11 protein-coding genes are annotated in these 18,155 nt (G+C 45.3%); 8 read left to right on the forward strand and 3 right to left on the reverse strand.

What is annotated here, in order from left to right; all coding sequences use genetic code 11:
• Positions 1 to 22 precede the first annotated feature (22 nt).
• Together WC959_01495 and WC959_01500 are read right to left on the reverse strand one after the other, a co-directional pair.
• On the reverse strand, positions 23 to 2,113 hold the full coding sequence (locus WC959_01495) for a hypothetical protein (GenBank protein ID MFA5687817.1): 2,091 nt from the start codon (positions 2,111 to 2,113) through the stop codon (positions 23 to 25).
• The gene (locus tag WC959_01500) at positions 2,079 to 2,525 is read right to left on the reverse strand and encodes a hypothetical protein (protein ID MFA5687818.1); all 447 of its coding nucleotides are present in this window, start codon (positions 2,523 to 2,525) and stop codon (positions 2,079 to 2,081) included. The genes WC959_01495 and WC959_01500 overlap by 35 nt, the downstream gene beginning before the upstream one ends.
• Positions 2,526 to 2,975: 450 nt before the next feature.
• Between WC959_01500 and WC959_01505 the strand changes: the two genes are divergently transcribed.
• Complete coding sequence (locus WC959_01505) at positions 2,976 to 4,025, forward strand: uroporphyrinogen decarboxylase family protein (protein MFA5687819.1); 1,050 nt, start codon at positions 2,976 to 2,978, stop codon at positions 4,023 to 4,025.
• Positions 4,026 to 4,058: 33 nt separating this feature from the next.
• Here the strand turns inward: WC959_01505 and WC959_01510 are convergent, their stop codons facing one another.
• Entirely contained in the window at positions 4,059 to 5,150 is a 1,092-nt protein-coding gene (locus WC959_01510; protein MFA5687820.1) for a LacI family DNA-binding transcriptional regulator, read from the reverse strand.
• Between the two features lie 203 nt (positions 5,151 to 5,353).
• Between WC959_01510 and WC959_01515 the strand changes: the two genes are divergently transcribed.
• The 7 genes from WC959_01515 to WC959_01545 all read left to right on the forward strand — a co-directional run bounded on the left by WC959_01515 (position 5,354) and on the right by WC959_01545 (position 18,139).
• Positions 5,354 to 6,817 carry an MFS transporter gene (locus tag WC959_01515; GenBank protein MFA5687821.1) on the forward strand — a complete coding sequence of 488 codons (1,464 nt, stop codon included), beginning with the start codon at positions 5,354 to 5,356 and terminating at the stop codon, positions 6,815 to 6,817.
• A gap of 44 nt (positions 6,818 to 6,861) precedes the next feature.
• Positions 6,862 to 8,115, forward strand: a complete 1,254-nt coding sequence (locus tag WC959_01520; GenBank protein MFA5687822.1) for a hypothetical protein — start codon at positions 6,862 to 6,864, stop codon at positions 8,113 to 8,115.
• Positions 8,112 to 9,914, forward strand: coding sequence for a hypothetical protein (locus tag WC959_01525; protein MFA5687823.1), 1,803 nt, complete (start codon positions 8,112 to 8,114; stop codon positions 9,912 to 9,914). Before WC959_01520 ends, WC959_01525 begins: the two co-directional genes overlap by 4 nt.
• Before the next feature lie 256 nt (positions 9,915 to 10,170).
• Positions 10,171 to 13,173 (forward strand): hypothetical protein, encoded by a 3,003-nt coding sequence (locus tag WC959_01530; protein MFA5687824.1) that lies wholly within the window; start codon positions 10,171 to 10,173, stop codon positions 13,171 to 13,173.
• 68 nt (positions 13,174 to 13,241) lie between these two features.
• Positions 13,242 to 14,000, forward strand: a complete 759-nt coding sequence (locus WC959_01535; GenBank protein ID MFA5687825.1) for a hypothetical protein — start codon at positions 13,242 to 13,244, stop codon at positions 13,998 to 14,000.
• Between the two features lie 136 nt (positions 14,001 to 14,136).
• Positions 14,137 to 14,943, forward strand: a complete 807-nt coding sequence (locus WC959_01540; protein MFA5687826.1) for a PEP-CTERM sorting domain-containing protein — start codon at positions 14,137 to 14,139, stop codon at positions 14,941 to 14,943.
• Positions 14,944 to 16,006: 1,063 nt separating this feature from the next.
• The gene (locus tag WC959_01545) at positions 16,007 to 18,139 is read left to right on the forward strand and encodes a hypothetical protein (protein MFA5687827.1); all 2,133 of its coding nucleotides are present in this window, start codon (positions 16,007 to 16,009) and stop codon (positions 18,137 to 18,139) included.
• The last annotated feature ends 16 nt before the right edge of the window (positions 18,140 to 18,155 follow it).

The following is an 18,155-nucleotide window of genomic DNA, read 5'->3' on the forward strand; positions in this document are numbered from 1 at the left end:
TTTCGTGACCTGATAAGTTGCTTCATATCTTTGCTTTTTTAACTTTTTCCGGCCTTGCCTCGGTGGAGCTGCCGCGCAAATAATAGTCAAGATACCAATCCTTGGCACCTGTCGTCATATGGCGAGTTCGCGTCACTTCACGCTCAAAATCTTCATTGTTGTCTGTATGGTTTAAAATTTCGAGCATCTGAGGGACACTAAGAAAACGGCAGTTCATAAAGCTATGTAGGCCGTATGCTCCATCTTGCGTATACACCGCCTTAAAAAGCCCCGTTCTATACTGGTTCTGGATTGTAACCAGATGTTCTTCAATCTTAACCAACGACTTTTTGTCCTCACTATCGAGGGTTGCATTAACAAGACTGACCAGCAGGTGGTTAATAAAAGAATCATCTTGGATTCCATTAAAATCAAATAGTGACAGTGCTATTCGTTCCACTGCACGTTTTTTTAGTCCAATACGTGTTCCATCCACAAATGTTAGGGCATCACATTTACGTAGGCAGTATTCGTGGCAACCGGTCTGCGCGAGCGCATGAAAAAGCGACTGAGAAAGGTCTATCAAGCTTTGCACTGAATTACCGGCGCGGGCATTGGCAGTAAGCGTTTTTCGTTTCAATTCAATAAAAATGATCCTCGCATCAGTCTCAACAATGAAATCGCACTCCCCTTCTTGGCTATTGATGTTCAGGTCGTTGGCAATATCAGCAGAAATCTTATATTTTCCTCCCTGATAAAACGTCACATTACGGCCTTGCAGCTGTGCAGCTATAAATGATTCCAAGGCATCACCAACAAGCATTCCCTCATCTTTCCCCTTTGACAGATTGCTTTTCAGCTCGCGAAGTAGCGTGGCATAAAATCCATAATTACACAGATGCTCATTTGGATAAAGGAAGACTCCATTGAAATGAACAAACGGACGCTGAAAATAATTCCGCTTGGTTATATCGCTGACAGACAGGTACCCGGAATTGATTGAGCTTTTTTCAAATGTAAGCTGATTTAGCACGCTCGAAAGTTTTGCCGACCCATAGCGAGAACCTAAATCATCATTAAGTTGATCAAACGTAAAGATCAGAGGAGACGAACTCTTCGCCTGATTCGATACCCACTGCAGAATGTCCAGATAGACATCAACATCCTTTACAGCGCTAGCTAGGTCGCTGGCGTTCCAGATGCCGGTCATCATTGTAATCATGTGCTCGGAATAGACCTGATCAATCGCAAAGTGTTGGTCAAATAGAATACACTTCTGAATATCATCAATAATGGTTTCTGGAGGGCGTAACAACTCCTCGAACTTGAGTAAAGGCTGCAGCTCCATCACACCGAAAAAATGCTTGGAAATATTGAAAACTTCATCAATCACCTTTGCGGATCGTTTTGCATCCTGCTCGGGATTTAAGTGCGATAGACTGACATTGAAAAGGTAACCCAAAGGTATTTTCAACTCGGATGGCTCAAGCATTCCTGGCTCCGTTCTGAATCTGAATCGATTATATCCGTCTCCTTTGAAGAGGCTTCCCAGCATATGCATGATATAGTCAAAGCCTACATGGCCAAGTCGCGCGAACCTGTACTGCATGGCGTGTTCAAATTTTTCCTCATCTGCATCCGACAGTCTAACTTTTCCCCGTTCGATGCTGGCCTCATATCCTAACGATCTCAGGAAACGAACCGACTCCGCGATCAGTTTTGGCCGATGGCACATGTAATTTCTGTCTGGGTTGTGGCGATTAAGTCGGAAATAAGACTGTAGATAACCTTTAGTTCTCAGCCATTTGGTCTCATCGGCATTAAAGTAACCCGTACGAATCCCTATAAAATTGAGAGAAATCAAAAAATACATAGCGTTATTATGCTGGGTTTCTTGAGATACATGATGCTCAAGCAGAACGTGACGCACCACCCCAGTAAATTCTATAGGCTTCAGGTCACTACCGAATAGATTCTCTTCGATTTTCTGCTTTAGGATACTCTGAATGCTAGAGTGCCGATGTTCATCGAGTTCAGGATGTTCATCAAAAACATCCCAAGATTCATCAACACTCAGATCCAGTTCCCACTTCGCATCATCATTCGTCAAAAAATGTAATATGTCTTCCATCATTGCTCGTCATTCCGTAAAGGGCGAACCAGATACTGTCGACTATTTTCTTTTCTATCCACTGTCCTTTATCAGAAAAAAGTCTTGGAGTTATGAATATGAAGGTCGTTCCCTCAGGCCTTATCTGTAAAGAATTTTCGGAGCGGTTTTTATAGTCATCATTGGCTTTTGATTTTGGGTTTTGATTGCAGCCACATTCCCAAACCGATTTTCCGTGGGGGACATAAAGAGACTCTTCCGTGGTTTCTAAAATTCCATCAAATCCAGAAATCCATACCGCATCACCTGCCGGAAAGGATAGCTTCTTTGGATCATGAGATGCGAGAATCAGCCGGCGAATGAGGCCTGGCAGGAACCCTTGCGCTTCCCGCCGATCTGCCCATTGACTTAAATCTGTTGAATTGGTCCATTTCATAGCATTCTTCCAATCTTAAATTATTTACTAATTAAGAACCAATACAATTGCTATCAATGATAGATATTGACTTGATAGCCCATGAAATAAGTTCGATCGAACATTTTGCAATCAAATATATTACACGAATGCCTGCTCGCCCTGTTTTCCCTGCTGACGCTCTCCGCCTTCAGTTACCCCACCAAGGTCGTGGCCATCGCGGATGGAGAGGCTTTCAATAGATCAGGATAGACGTTATCAGCCATGCCCAATGTTAACCCTGAGCGGCTTTGGCTGGTCACAAAAAAACGCAGGAAACAGTGACTTCTTTTTTAATTACAGGCTTTTTTATTAAATCATGCTTATGAATTATACAGTTAAAGATGTTTTGCCGCTTGGATGTCACTCAAAAAAATAATCATTCTCGTTTGGATTGACAAAATTCGTTAATAAAAATACCTCTATGAAATCATGACAAATGAACAGTGGCAGATTCTATTAAATGTTATCCGTGGTAAAATGAATGTTTCTTCAGAAACTATACCAGCGGGATTTATCATCGACAGCCCGTGGTTGCCGGGCTGGTACGGTTGCAGTACGCTGGATTATTTCGCCAGTGATGAAATTTGGTTCGAAGCTAACCGGCGCGCGGTGGAAACATTTCCGGATGTAATGTTTCTGCCGGGATTCTGGGCAGAATACGGAATGTGCACCGAACCGTCGGCGTTCGGAGCGCGGTGCATATGGAACGAAAATAATCTGCCGCACGCCGACCGGATTATTGAAGACGTGGATGATCTGCCGGAATTCTATAAAAATTTCCACCGTCCGGATGTTTCCGTCGCCGGCATGCTGCCGTTTGTGTTAAGTCGGTTGCGCCGGATGGAACCGGCGGTGCAACGCATCGGTCACGAATATCGTTTTGCTGTCGCGCGCGGTCCGCTGAATATTCTTTCGTTTTTAATGGGAACCACCGATTTTCTAATGGCGTTGAAACTTTACGAAGAGGAAGCGCATGCTCTGCTGAATGAAGTTTCGGAGTTTCTCATCGATTGGATCGGATTGCAGTTAAAAACGTTTCCGTCGATGGACGGCATTCTACTGCTGGACGATATTGTTGGCTTTCTCGGTGAAGATGACTGCCGCGCGTTTGCGGTTCCGTATTTGAAAAAAATTTACGGTGCGTTTGATGTGAGCGTAAAATTTTTGCATAACGACGCCGAAGGTCGCGTCTGTGCGCCGTTCCTGCCGGAAACCGGTGTCAATCTTTTCAATTTCAGTTTTAATCACAGTATTCCGGAAATGCAGGCGCTGACGAAAGGACAGGTTGCGTTGCTGGGAAATATTCCACCACGCGATGTATTGGCGCAGGAAACACCGGCACAGGTTGAAGCCTGTGTGCACGAAACGCTGGCGGCGGTGGAATGCAAACGCCGTTTAATTCTTTCCGCCGGCGGTGGAATGCCGCAGGACGTCAGTACAGAAAACATTCATGCATTTTTAAAAGGGATGAAAACGTAAAAAACGGTGCAGAAGACCAGCTGAGTTCAACTGTTAGCGTTGTGTGCTTTCCCGAATGATGAGTTCTGTTTCTATTGTGTGTTTCCCAGGGATATATAGTTGTTTCCCATTAAGAATATCAATTAACAGGTCGGTAGCTTTAAAACCTAATGCGTGAAACGGAGTGCGAATACTGGTTAAGCGGGGAGTGCTGCTGAGACACCGGTCGCTGTCGTCGAAACCGATTAACGCGATATCTTGCGGAATTCGAATTCCGAGTTCCTTTAACGGATCAATGCAATAGAAAATTAATTCATCAAACGGCGCAATAATGGCATCATATTTGCGGATATTTTTTATTCCGGCGAGCAGGGAATGGACGGCATCCGGATTCTGTTTTACAGAATAGATATTTTCCTCAGATGTTGAGTAACCATAATCTTTAAATGCTTCGATGTATCCATCGAGACGATCAGTGATGCAGAAGAATTTTTTTAATTCTTCAGGAATAAGAACCAACGGTTTTTTACATCCGATATCGTATAGATGTTTTACACAGCTTCTTACTGCGGCGCGGTTGTCAATATCAACAGAGATGAATTGAGATTCGACTTCCGGAATACTGCCGATGATGACCACAGGAATTGTTCGAGCGGTTTCTGTAATAAACGGAATGCTGTTTTTGGATGGATTATTATAAATTATTCCGTCCAGCAATCCATCCTGTGAATGATAATAATCCTGAGAACTGCCAGAGAATTTCTGGCGGTCATGAATCACAAGATCGTAATCGAGCATTTTCGGATTATCCAGAACGCCTGAGCTCAGCAAGCCGAATACCTTTGCGAGCAGGTAGGTTTCTTCTTCAAAGGAGCAATTTTCACGCGTTTTATAATGAGGGACTGAAAGTCCAATCAGATTTGTTTTTTGATAAGCAATGGCTCGCGCGAGGCGGTTCGGGCGATATCCTAATTCTCTGGCGGTTTGATGAATGCGCTCGATGGTGTCTTCTGCAATAGGGAATTGATCGGTGCGATTGCTGATGACGCGGGATACCGTTGATATGCTGAGGTTGCAATGTTTTGCAATATCTGCAAGCCGCACACGCCCGGTCGGTTTTCTGCCTGATTTTTTTTCTTGTTTCATATGCAATTTAGATTGACCAAAAGTTTTGATTCACGTTATTTTATGACAATGCTTGTTGTCGAGAGATAAATTTTTTTACTCAAAAATGACAATGCTTGCATAAAATTTAAAAATGAATATGGCAAGATAACAAATACTGTTTCGGTTTTCAGTTGCGGGTTAGGAAATGGCTCCTTTCAGCACAAATCAATGATGGGAAAATAATGATGAATCAAACGAATCACAAGAAAGCGGGATTGGCAGATATCTTCAAATATGCCGTTGGCGAAGGCGCGACATCCATAACGATGAACGGGATAAGCAACTTTGCTATGGTTTATTTAACGCAGATTTTATCATTGGCTCCGACCTGGGCGGCGTTGGCGATTGGAATATCAATTTTTTGGGATGCTGTTACAGATCCGATTATGGGGCATATTTCCGATAACACTCGTTCCCGCTGGGGTCGGCGGCATCCATATAGTTTAATCGGCGGGTTGTTCACGGCGGTGACGTTTTTTCTTTTCTGGTCTGTTCCGCAGATGTTGAACGGACCGGTGATTATTTTTTTCATGGCACTGATCATCAATCTGCTCATTCGTACGGCGGTTACGGTGTTTTTTGTTCCGTTTACTGCACTTGGATTTGACATTTGCCCGGAATATGAATCGCGGTCCCGGTTGCAAGGCGTCCGCTATTTTATCAATCAAATCGTTAACTTTACATTCGGTGCTTTGGCCTGGACGTTGTTTTTTAAAGATCATATCACCGAAACAGGAAAACGAATTGATGGGTCTTTGATCGGTTCGAACTATGTTGTCATGGGTTTTGTTCTGGCAATCTTTGTTGCGCTGCTGGCATCAGTTTGTTGTTTTGGAACACGCAATTATGCGGTGGATAATCGCAAAGAACAGGTTCACGGTAAACGACTGGCGGATTTTTGGGTGGATTTCAGTTCTATTTTTAAAAACCGTTTAGCGATACGGGTTTTTGTTTTTTACATCATTGTTCAATTTTCGATGCTGTTAACATCAATGGTTCAAATGTTTGCGTATATTTTCTATATGCAGTTCACGCCGTTGGAAAAAACCTGCGTCCACGGTGGAGGTATGCTGGCATTTGCTCTTGCGTCACTGAACCTCCCTCACATCGTCAAACGGTATGACAAAAAACCGGCGGGGTACATCGGTATTGGCCTGGCCGTGTTCGGTGGGTTGAGTCTGCTGACTGTTTTTCATGGCGGACAGCTTGCACCACAGCAGACGATCGAATTTTCAGGAATAACTTTTCCTGTTGCCACGATTGTATTCGGTCTGCTGCAGGCTTGCTGGTGGGGCGGTTGCGGTATGATTGTTCCGTTATCCAGTTCTATGATTGCCGATATTGCTGCGATTGATCAGAGCAGAACAGGAGAACTCAAAAATGCCGGTTATGCTTCAGTGTTCAGCTTTTGCACAAAAGCCGCCAGTTCAATCGGCATGTATATTTGCGGTTTTCTTGTGCAGATCGCCGGAATTATTTCCGGTGCAACAGAGCAGACTCCTGAAGCGGTCAGCAACATTGCTCTGTTAACATTTATCAGCGGACCGATCGTTATTTTCTGCTCCGTATTTGTTTTGCGGAAATATCCGGTGAACCGGGCATATATGCAACAGATCGAACAGCGCATTGCGGCAAACAACGGATAATGAAACACAGTTGAATTTTTCTTAAACACATACGCGGTGAATTAATGAAAAACAGAAATTATAAGTTCTTTGGAATCGGGATCTGCTGTTTCACGGGGTTGATTTCAATTCTTTCTTCTGCGAAACCCATTACCGGATGGTATCCGGATACAGGCGATATTCCGGTTGAATCGGATACCTGGGGGAACGGCGATGCATTTTCCCGCCCGGCAGTGGACCGGCAACTTGTTTTTCAAACTTTGGGGTATTGTTATCTGACAGAAAGTGTATCTGTTGGTGCACAACGTTATAATAAAAACGAATTGTTTTTGATTGACGATCCCAAAGCGGATCGACTGGTCACCCGCTGGACGATTAATCCGAAAACAACAACGCGGGCGGAACTGGGAATTAAATCCTACATTCTGCGTCCACCGGCGAGCATATCAGTTCGTATAAAAAATAATTCAACGAAAGAATTAATCATCACGCCCGAATTGTTTGAAGTGAAAACAATCCGCGACTGTCCGTCGGCAAGCTGGCTTTTGACCCAACAGACACTTCAGCCGGGAGAGGAGAAAGAGCTGACATTTGATTATAATAATTATCGGTGCCGGCAGGGAAAACAAACTGAACGTCCCGATCGTCCGCTCTTTCCGGCGACTGCTTCTTTAATTATTACCGGTTTGCAGGAAGAAACAGATAATGAACTAGTATTGAAAGAGTACACCGTTTCTTATTCCAGTCCGGAAAGACCGATTGTTTCCGGACTGACAGTCCCCGATCGCGTTTTTGCGAACGGTGAAATGACGATTGATTTGGCGGTGAGAGGAACGGTTCCCCTAAACGGTGTATTGGATCTTGAAGCGGAAAATTGTTCCAGAGTGATGTGGCGGATCCGGTTGTCTAATGAACAGAAACAGCAGTTGGCAAAAAAGAAACGTCTTCAAATCGTCGCGCCGGTTCCGTGGTATTTGAACGAAGGCGATTATCGTTTGAATGCGGTGCTTAATGGATACCGGATCAAAGGTGTGTCCGGTGTGTTTAAAGTAGAAAACGACCGGCAACCGGGATTTCCGACGGTTGAACGGAAAGTTCATAATGGACAGCCGGCAATGTTTGTGAACGGAAAACCTGAACCGTGGTGGGGATATGCCGGTTATAAATGGCAGCCTGGTAATGCGACTGCGTTTGCAAAAGACGGCAGCACGACATTTTGCATTGCAACCACCATCGGCGCTCATCTTCACCAGATTCTTGATTCCACCTGGATAGCGCCGGGGAAATATGACTACTCTCAAATCAATGAATATATGTGAATATGGTGCTGTCCGGAAATTCGAATGCCTGGCTGATTATCCGGGCCAATATTAATTTGTCTCATTTCTGGTATCAGCAGCACACCAACGATCAGGTATTAGTGCAAACAGATCTGGGACGCTTGCCTTGGAGAGAAACCGGCACTCCGGCAATTTCTCTCGCTTCTGCAGAATGGCAGGCAGATATACAAATCGCTTTAAGAAATCTGATGCAGTATGTAGAGCAGCAGCCGTGGGCTGACCGGGTGGTCGGTTTCTGGACAGCCGGACAGGTGACAGAGGAATGGTTCGCTTATGGTTCGAACAGTGATTATTACGGCGATTACAGCCCGGTGAATCAGCGGGAATTCAAAAAATGGCTGGAAGCAAACAATTTCCCAGTGGATGACGGGGATAACATTCCATCACCAGCCGCCAGAAGTGCCGGCGGAAAAATATTTGATAACGGTGGCGCCCGCAGCGCGTTCTACCATCAGTATGCTTCTGATAAAACAGCGGAAGTCATCCAACTACTGGCAAAAACAGTAAAAGAGGCAAGTTCCGGAAAAGTGCTCGCCGGAGTTCATTTCGGGTATCTGCTTCAGTTCGCAGGCACAGACCGTCAGACAACAAGTGCAACGCTTCCTTCAACGGGAAAACTGTTCAAAGATCCGAATGTTGATTTTTTTACCGGTGTTGCTCTGCTGGACTGGCGGACTCTTGACGGATATGACACATATGTTACGACCGTCGATTCACTGTTGTCGCACGAAAAGCTGTATATGGTCAGCAATGATACGTTTTCATATCTTCATCCCGGACACTGGAAAATCCTTTATGATGAAAACAATCCTCAGCGGGCGCTGTTCGATATGCATCGGCGGGTTCTCTCCAGCGCTGCTGTTCATGGAATTAACGGAATGTGGTTCGGGTTGCAGCCGGCCTGGCACGGGAATAAAGAACTTCATGAGGAGTTTTCTAACGAAATTTCAGTGTATAAAAATACATATAATCTCAGTCGACGACCCACCGCAGAGATTGCGTTAATTGTCGATGATACCAGCTTTGCATGGGTTCCCGCCGGTGCAAAACAGCTGAAGAAAACAGATTTGAAAATTCCTTTGCTTTATCTTGGAAAAAGCGGAGCACCGGTCAGTTTGTGGTTGCTCTCAGATATCGACCGGCTTCCTGACCACATAAAACTTGCGGTGATAACATTTGCCGAGGCGCCGGCAAAAGAAGACGCCGAAAAACTTAAAGCCGCCATCAAAAACGGTGGACGTACATTTGTTACCATTGGACTGCCCGGGCTGGTTGATGTGGAAAAAGGTGTGTGGGACGAAACTGTTCCGCCGGAAATATTAGGACTGGATGTTTCGGTTGACGGTGAAACATATAACTGTTTCGTAAGTTCGCCGAGCGAAGACATGACACTTAAAGAGTGGGTCGACGAGTCGAAAGGCAGCAATAGAAAAATCCGGCGGATCCGTTTTTCAGATGTTCGCGCTACGACGGTGGAACGCCCGTTGAAAAATAATGGACAGCTTCTCTGGTACGCGTCGGCGCCGACATCCCGGACTTTTTGGCGGGCGGTGGCTGAGCGGGCGGGAGTGCATTGTTACGCGCCGGAAGGATTTTTTGTGTACGCATCTGAAGAGTTGATCAGTATTACTTCGCCGGAAGATGCAACGGTGGAAATTATCTGGCCGTATTCCGCGCGGGTGTCCGACTTTTTTGAAGAATGGACGGGGACCGGCAGGAAAATGCGGATTCCTTTCAGAGCGGGACAGACCCGTTTATTTAAGGTCAATAAAAAATAATCCGCAATGGTGGCGATACGGTGAAAGAAAATCCGATAAAAAAAGTTGACATAAAATTTTAAATGATAATGTTTGCATGACAATGGTTGCGTTAATGTTCATAAGCAGAAAAAGGAGGACAAAGCTAGATGAGAAAAGGGAATGAGAAAATGATTTCGTATGCATACCTGACCGAAGTGAAGACATTGCAGTAAGTAAAGCAATCGTTGCGAATATCAAAAATTTTAACTGTCGAATATTTAATCAAGGAGATGTGATGAGAGACGCAAAAATAAAAATTCTTGGACTTTATGTTTTAACAGGAGCATTTATATTTCTTGGTGCAACCGATCTTAAAATCGGTTGGTATCCGGAAACAGGGGAAGTTCCGATTGAATCTGATATTTGGGGCAATGGCGATGCCTATTCCCGTCCGGAAGCGGACTATTGGCCGATTTTTGAAACATTGGCATACTGTTCGCCGTCAGACGGAATTTCTGATGGCCTTTCGTATACTATTTACACCAGCGAACAAAGATATAATAAAAACGACCTGTTTTTATTTGAAGATCCGGATGCAAAACGGTTTGTAACCCGCTGGACGATTAATCCGAAAACAACGTCTCGTGCGGTGTTTCAAATTCATCGCAGTATTCCCCGGTGCCCGCAGGCGGTTGCATTTCGGATAAAAAATAATTCGCAGCAGGAATTAACGTTTTATCCGGAATTGTACGAAATGCCCACTGTTCGGAACTGGCCGGCAGTCAGTTGGCTGCTGGGACAGAAAACACTGAAGCCGGGTGAAGAAAAGGAGCTGGTGTTTAACTATGATGAATTTAAAAGCCGGCAGGGAAAACAAATCGGCCGTCCGGATCATCCGGCGTTTCCGGTAACACCGGTGCTGCGAGTTAACGGATTGCAGGCAGGTGCTGATAATGAACTGATCATGAAAGAATTCACGGTTTATTATGCCAGCCCGGAAGCAATGAATGTTACCGGATTGACGGTGTCGGATCGCGTCGTAGCCAGCCAGCCGGTAACGATTAATTTGACTCTGCGCGGAAAAATTCCGGAAAACGGTTTTGTTGATTTAGAAACAGAAAACCGCGCCAGAGTGATGTGGCGGATCCGGTTGTCTGATGAAGAAAAACAGCAGTTGTCGCAGGATGGAAAAATTCAGCTTACCAAAACTATTCCGTGGTATTTAAATGCCGGAGATTATCAGTTGTACGTTGTGCATGACGGATACAGAATTGCCGGAGCGGAGTGTAAATTTAAATTAGAAAACAGCCGCCAACCGGGCTATGCGGACGTAAAACGGGAAATCTATAATGGACGTCCGACTCTGACAGTGAACGGAAAGCCCGAAACATGGTGGGGATATGCCGGTTATATGTTTTATCCGGGTGTGGCAACAGGAACTGCAAAATCCGGTGGCAATGCGTATTGTATTGCAACCACAGTCGGCGCGCATTTAATGCAGGTGGTTGATCCGACATGGATTGCGCCGGACAAGTACGATTACTCGCAGATTAACGAATATGTAAATATGGTTCTGGCAGGCAATACAAACGCCTGGTTGATTATGCGGGTGAACATCAACCTGCCGTATTTCTGGTATCAGGAACACAAAGAGGATCAGGCGCTGATGCAGACGGATTCCGGCTTGCTTCCCTGGCAGGAAAACGGATGTCCCACAATCTCAATTGCATCCGAGCCGTGGCAGAAAGATTCTCAGCAAGCGCTGATAAAACTCATGGAGTATGTGGAACAGCAACCATGGGCGGACAGGGTGATCGGTTTTTGGACTTCTGGTGCGGTGACAGAAGAGTGGTTTGCTTACGGTTGCAACGATGGCTATTACGGCGACTACAGCCCGGTGAATCAGCGGGAATTCAAAAAATGGCTGGAAGCAAATAATTTTCCGGTGAAAGAAGGCGATAATATGCCTGAACGGGATGCACGCCGAATCGGTGGAAAGCTGCTTTTTGAGGATAACGCCCAGAGTGCGCTTTATCATCAGTACGCGGCAGAAAAAACTGCGGATGTTGTAGAAATGATAGTGAAAACCGTTAAGGATCAAAGCAAAGGAAAAGTGCTTGCCGGAATTCATTATGGATATCTGATTCAGTTTGCCGGAACAGAACGGCAAGTAACAAGCGCAACGCTGCCGGTGACGGGACGGTTGTTTCGCAATGAAAATGTTGATTTCTGTGCCGGTGTGGCGCTACTGGACTGGCGGAGATTAAACGGTTATGACACATATGTTACGCCGGTTGATTCCGTGCTGTCGCACGGAAAGCTATACATGGTCAGTGATGACACATTTTCATACATGCATCCCCGCCATTGGCATTTTATTTATGAAAGCAAAAATCCGCACAGAGGGTTGGTCAACATGCATCGGCGGGTTGTTGCCAATGCTGCCGTACACGGAATAAAAGGAATGCTATTTGGACTTCAGCCGACCTGGCATGGTGGTGAGGCTTTCCATAAGGAATATTCAAAAGAAATCGAAGTGTATCAAAAAACATATGATCTCAACCGTGAATCAACTGAAGAAATCGCATTCATTATTGATGATGTCAGTATGGCATGGGTTCCGGCCGGTTCAGCGCACCTTAGAGCGGATATCAAAAGCTCGCTTTATAATCTCGGAAAAAGCGGGGCGCCAGTCAGTTTATGGCTGCTTTCAGATATCGACCGTTTGCCGGAGCAGACAAAACTGATCGTGATTTCTTTTGCCGATGCCCCGAACAAAGAAGATCTGGCGAAACTGAAAAACGTCATTCAAAAAGGTGGTCGCACCGTGGTTGTCATTGGATATCCGGGACTGATTGATGTTGAAAAAGCCAAGTGGGATGAAAAAACACCGGCGGAAGTTTTAGGATTGCCGCTGTTGATTGATGACGGTGTATATGATGCGGAACGCCCTGAGCCGTGGCAGCGCATGACATTTAAGCCGTGGACATCACTGGAACGTCCTTTGGCCAATAATGGGCATTTGATTTGGATGGATGCTCCTCCGATGACACCGTCAATCTGGCGTCAATTTGTGGAGCGTTCCGGCGCGCATTGCTATGCCCCGCAAGGATTCTTCGTTCATTCCGCGAAAGAACTGGTCAGCATTACTTCTCCGGAAAATACAACTGCAGAAATCGTCTGGCCGGAAACCGTAAAAGTAGAGGACATGTTCGAAGAGTGGAAAGGCGAAGGCCAGATTATGAAAATTCCGTTCGAATACGGCCAGACCCGCCTGTTTAAAGTGGAGAAGAAATAACTCGTCAAAAAAATACTCCGTACCGGTACGGTGCGGGGTAAGGCATTAAAATAAAAAGGAGTAGGAGAATGCAAAACCGGAAAAACAAAAACACATTATCTAATATAACAATTCTGATTATCGGAATCATGATCATGGGCGGTGCGCTGTCCGCTGCAACAGTTGCTAACTTCACCGAAGGCTTTGGCACATCGTCGTGGGATCAATATACCGGAAAAGCCGGCGGCGGCTGGCAATCGGCATGGGTTATTTCCGGCGAAGGACTTTTTGGGCAGATAGTAAGTTCCTCAGAACTGGATCGCGGCGGGAACTATCTCAACGGTTCAATGAATGTTAAAGAAGGAGTAAAAGAAGCTTTCTTCGCCCGTGAATGGGACACTTCAGCACTCAAAGAAACCGGAATAGTTAAAATTAGCTGGAAGTGGCGGATGGACAGCAGAAGTTTCGGTCATGGAGACAGAATTTGTTTTCAGGAAGGCACCAGCAGCCGCAGTACATTTAATATTTTTGCATACGGAACACCTGTTAACAATACAGCGCCACGTCAATTCATGTTTTTTGACGGAGATAAAAAAGGCAATTTTGATAACAGCCAGATGGTTGATTCCGGTATGACGATGATACCGGGTACGGTTTACACATTCACTGTAACGTTGAATCAAAGAACAAAAACGTGGACTGCGGCGATTTCCGACGGGAAGAAAACGGTGGAATCCCAACCGCTTGGTTTTCGTTCAGGCAGAGATATTTCCGGCGAATTGCGTATCGGAATGCAGGCAAAAGCCAAGATTATTAATTTTTCTGTTGATGCAATTTCAATTGATTAGACAGAACAGTGCGCCGGAAAAGGCGCGGATGGCATTTGTGTAAAACAAGTTGCAAGTGCCATCCAAAAAAATGCGGCGGCAGGTGCTGCCGTTAGTAGAGGAGAAGGAAACCTGAGAAAAGGAGAGGAGTAGAAAGATGAGAATGCAGAGAAGTAATAATGTATTAGTTCGTATTGCAATGTTAATGGTAGTATTTGCCATGGCAGGCGGTTCATTGTTCGCTTCAGTAGTGGACAATTTTAATGCGTATCCCGGTAGCGCCGGCAATGGCTGGAGTGGAGAGTGGACAGCATCAGCAGGAAGTATAAGCGGATCCGTTGCGAGTTCATCTGAATTGAACGGCAACGGAAGTTATCTGCGCGGTACAATGGAGCCAACTGGTACTCAGGAAGCGTTTTTAAGCCGGACATGGGATAACGCTGCTGTTAATAAATCAGGTACGATTACGATCAGTTGGGACTGGAGACTGGATGCCGCTCTCACCAGCGATACCAGAATTCAGTTTAATGAAGGTGGTGCGGCCAATTCTTCGTTTATTATTGTTGCGTATGGACCATCAGTAGGAGGAGGGCTTCCTGGAAATGAATTTATGTTCTATAACGGGACACAAAATAGTGCATGGAATAATGCGAACCTTACCAATTCCGGTATGCAGATCGTCGCAGGAACCGTTTATACGTTTACGGTGAATCTTGATCCGTCTACTAAAACCTGGACCGCAACAATTTTTAACGGAACAGATTCCGTAACGTCTGGAACACTTGGATTCAGAGGTGATGTTTCTACTGTTTTAGGGACGCTTAATTTTGGGGCACAGGCAAGAAATACCCATAAGTATGAATTTTCTATGGACAATCTTACCGTCGCCATTCCGGAACCGGCCAGCATAGGGCTGTTTCTGATATCCGGCGGTTTTATTTTTCTGATGCGTCATGTGCGATAAATAACTTGGTTATCATATCACTTCGGGCGCAGCAGTGCGCCCGTTTTTTTTTGAAAGATCATTCATGAATCATGAGAACATTGAATTATCCGCTTTTTTAACGCCGCCGCTGGAATACCGTCCTGTTCCGTTCTGGAGTTGGAATGAAGAGATGCAGCCTGACGAGGTCAGACGGCAGATTAAGGAAATTAAATCCGCAGGTTGGGGTGGAGCATTTGTTCACAGTCGAATAGGATTAACCACACCGTATCTCGGTTCGGAATGGTTTTCGGCGGTGGATGCGGCGGTGGATGCCTGCGCTACGGAAAATCTGAAAATATGGTTGTATGATGAAGATAAGTGGCCCAGTGGTTTTAGCGGTGGAACGGTGCCGTTGGCAAACGATGATTTCCGGATGAAGGTTTTAGTTGGCAGGCCGGAAGGACGTGTACTGCCGAATGCCGAACCTTATTGCGCGCCATCGAACGGATTACAGATCTGGTTATGGACTGCGCCGTTCGGTCAGGATTGTTTTAACGGAACGTCTTATATTGATACCGGAAACGCTGCCGCTGTTCGTAAATTTATTGATGATGCGTATGAAACATATTACCGGCGATATGCGGATGAATATGGGACGCGGATTACCGCTGAATTTACAGACGAACCCTGCATGACGTTTCGCATCGGGGTTCCGTTCGGTGCAGTGCCTTTTTCTTCCGGTATCGAGTCCCGTTTTGAGCAGATGCACGGATATTCGTTGAAAGATAACATCTATCATCTTTTTCTAAATGAACCGGAAAGCATGCGCTTTCGGATTCATTATTACCGGACAATTAACGATCTTTTTGAAAACAACTTTTCGCGACAGATCGGAGAATGGTGTGAAAAACATAGAATTTCATTTACCGGTCATTATATGAATGAACACGGAGTTTTTGCACAGCAGAACTGGGGTGTAAAAATCATGCCGAATTACCGGCATCAACAGATTCCGGGGGTCGATATTCTGCGCCGCCGGATTGATGATCGGATAACAGCCAAGCAGTGCCAGAGTGTTGTTAATCAGTATGAAAAAAAGCGGATGCTTTCAGAACTCTATGGTGCTGCTGGCGGAAGCCTCAATTTTGAAGACAGGCGGTGGATTGCTTTGCAACAGATTTGCCTCGGAGTTAATCTCCTAAATCCGCATTTGTCACTGTACACAATGGCCGGGTGCCGCAAACGGGATTTTCCGCAAAATATTTTTTATCAGCAGCCATGGTGGTCGCTTAACTCCGTTGTCGATGAACCGTTGTCCAGACTTTGCTATATACTTTCACAGGGTAAATATGCGGCAAAACTATTGTTGCTTCATCCGCAGGAATCGTCTTTTGCCCTTTGGCAGGCATTGACGAACGCTCCGCAAAATAAACCGCTGACAACCTTTGAGAACCGGGAATTTCATTCTGTAACTTCAGAGTGCCGGGAAAAAATCCAATCCATTGATTCCGGTTTTCTTGCGTTGATTGATACCTTACTGGGAGCTCAGTTAACATTTGATTTGGGTGATGAAACCATTTTGGCGGAAACCGCTCGTATCGTTGATCATCAAGGAAGTGTTCTGTTGCAAGTTGGAGCGTCCGCGTACGAAGCCATCCTCTTGCCGTCTATGTATACTCTTTCGTCGACAGTATTTGATTTGTTGAAAAACTTCACCTTGCGTGGCGGAAAAGTTCTGCTTTCAGGTACACCGCCGGCGTCTATTGATGGGATTGCATCACCGGAGTTAAAAAAATGGACAGGGCAGCTTCCTGTTTTGGATTTTGATAAAGCCGGTGAAGTATTAAATTCCCTGTGCCAGCCGTTCATTTCAATCGAAACTGTTTTTGGCGGCAATCAAAGCCTGTGCTGGACGCATGTCCGTGATATGTCCGATAACTCTCGCGTGGTCTTAATTGTAAATCTTGACCGCAAAGAACAGTTCAATGCGGCAGTGTGTTTTCCCGGGCCATGGAGCGGGGCATATATTCTGGATGATCGCACAGGACAAACCATTCCTGTTTCAACGGAATCATTAACTATTGGGTTGCAGATGTCGGTGTCTGTCGCTCCGGCAGACTGCCTGTTGATTCAGTTGCGACATGAAATGCCGGTATGTCCCGTGGATTCAGGGGGAGATAAAAAAACTAAAGAATTGTCGAATTGGGTTGTTTCTCGCATGGACGACAATGCGCTGCCGCTCGATACCGCGTATTGGCGGGAAAGTGCAGAGTACGATTGGTCAGCTTATTCTGTTCCGATCATTGCGCTTCAGGAAAGCTTAAATAGACGCAAATACAATGGATATCTTGGATTGCGTTTTTCAGTTCAAGGTAAGGATTTGTGTTGTAACCGTAAAATTCATCTGGTTGTTGAACATCCGGAACGTTGTAAAATATGTGTTAACGGAATTCAGGTAGAATATCAGGGACTTCCTTTCTGGCGCGATATCCGGTGGATGCCAATTGATATAAGTGGGCTTCTTTCCGCCGGGAATAACTGGATTGAATTAGAATATCTGCAATTTCAGTATGGAGATCTAACCTTGATTGATGACTATTTCGGTCGGTATGGGACTGAAATCGAAGCAATTTATCTAGTTGGCGATTTTTCAATATCCGGAAATATAACCACCGGTTTTACGCAACCGGAATGGGATGAGTGGGGTCTTCCGGAAATTGATGTATACCGAGTTAGTGCGCCGGTACTAGGGCATTCAGTGCAATTGAAGCAAGGCGATGTTGTTTTGCAGGGGCTTCCGTTCTATGCCGGGCGTATTATGTATGAAACTGATTTTTATTATGACGGGACTGCTTCATCTGTTTGGCTTTCGATCAGAAAATTCTCCGCGACAGTTACCGAAGTCTTCATAAACGGAAATCGCGTTGGCACCGTTGACTCTTCGTTCGGAAAAATAAAATTAAACCATGTCCTTCATATTGGTGAAAACCACATTCGGATCGTGGCTTTTAACTCTTTGCGCAATTTGCTTGGGCCTCATCACCATCCTCACGGAGAACTTTGCAATGTCAGACCGAAAGATTTTCTGCCAAGCGAGATTTTTCTGATTCAGAATCCTGTGAATGTCGTCGAGAAATGGGGAGGCGAAGGAATTATTCCGATGGATTGGATCGCAGATTATTTCGTTATAGGGTTTCAGATTGGTGACGTGGTGCTTACAGAAATATCCGTTTGATTTCAAATCATCAAAT

It is taken from the genome of Kiritimatiellales bacterium (assembly GCA_041656295.1).
GTDB lineage: Bacteria > Verrucomicrobiota > Kiritimatiellia > Kiritimatiellales > Tichowtungiaceae > Tichowtungia.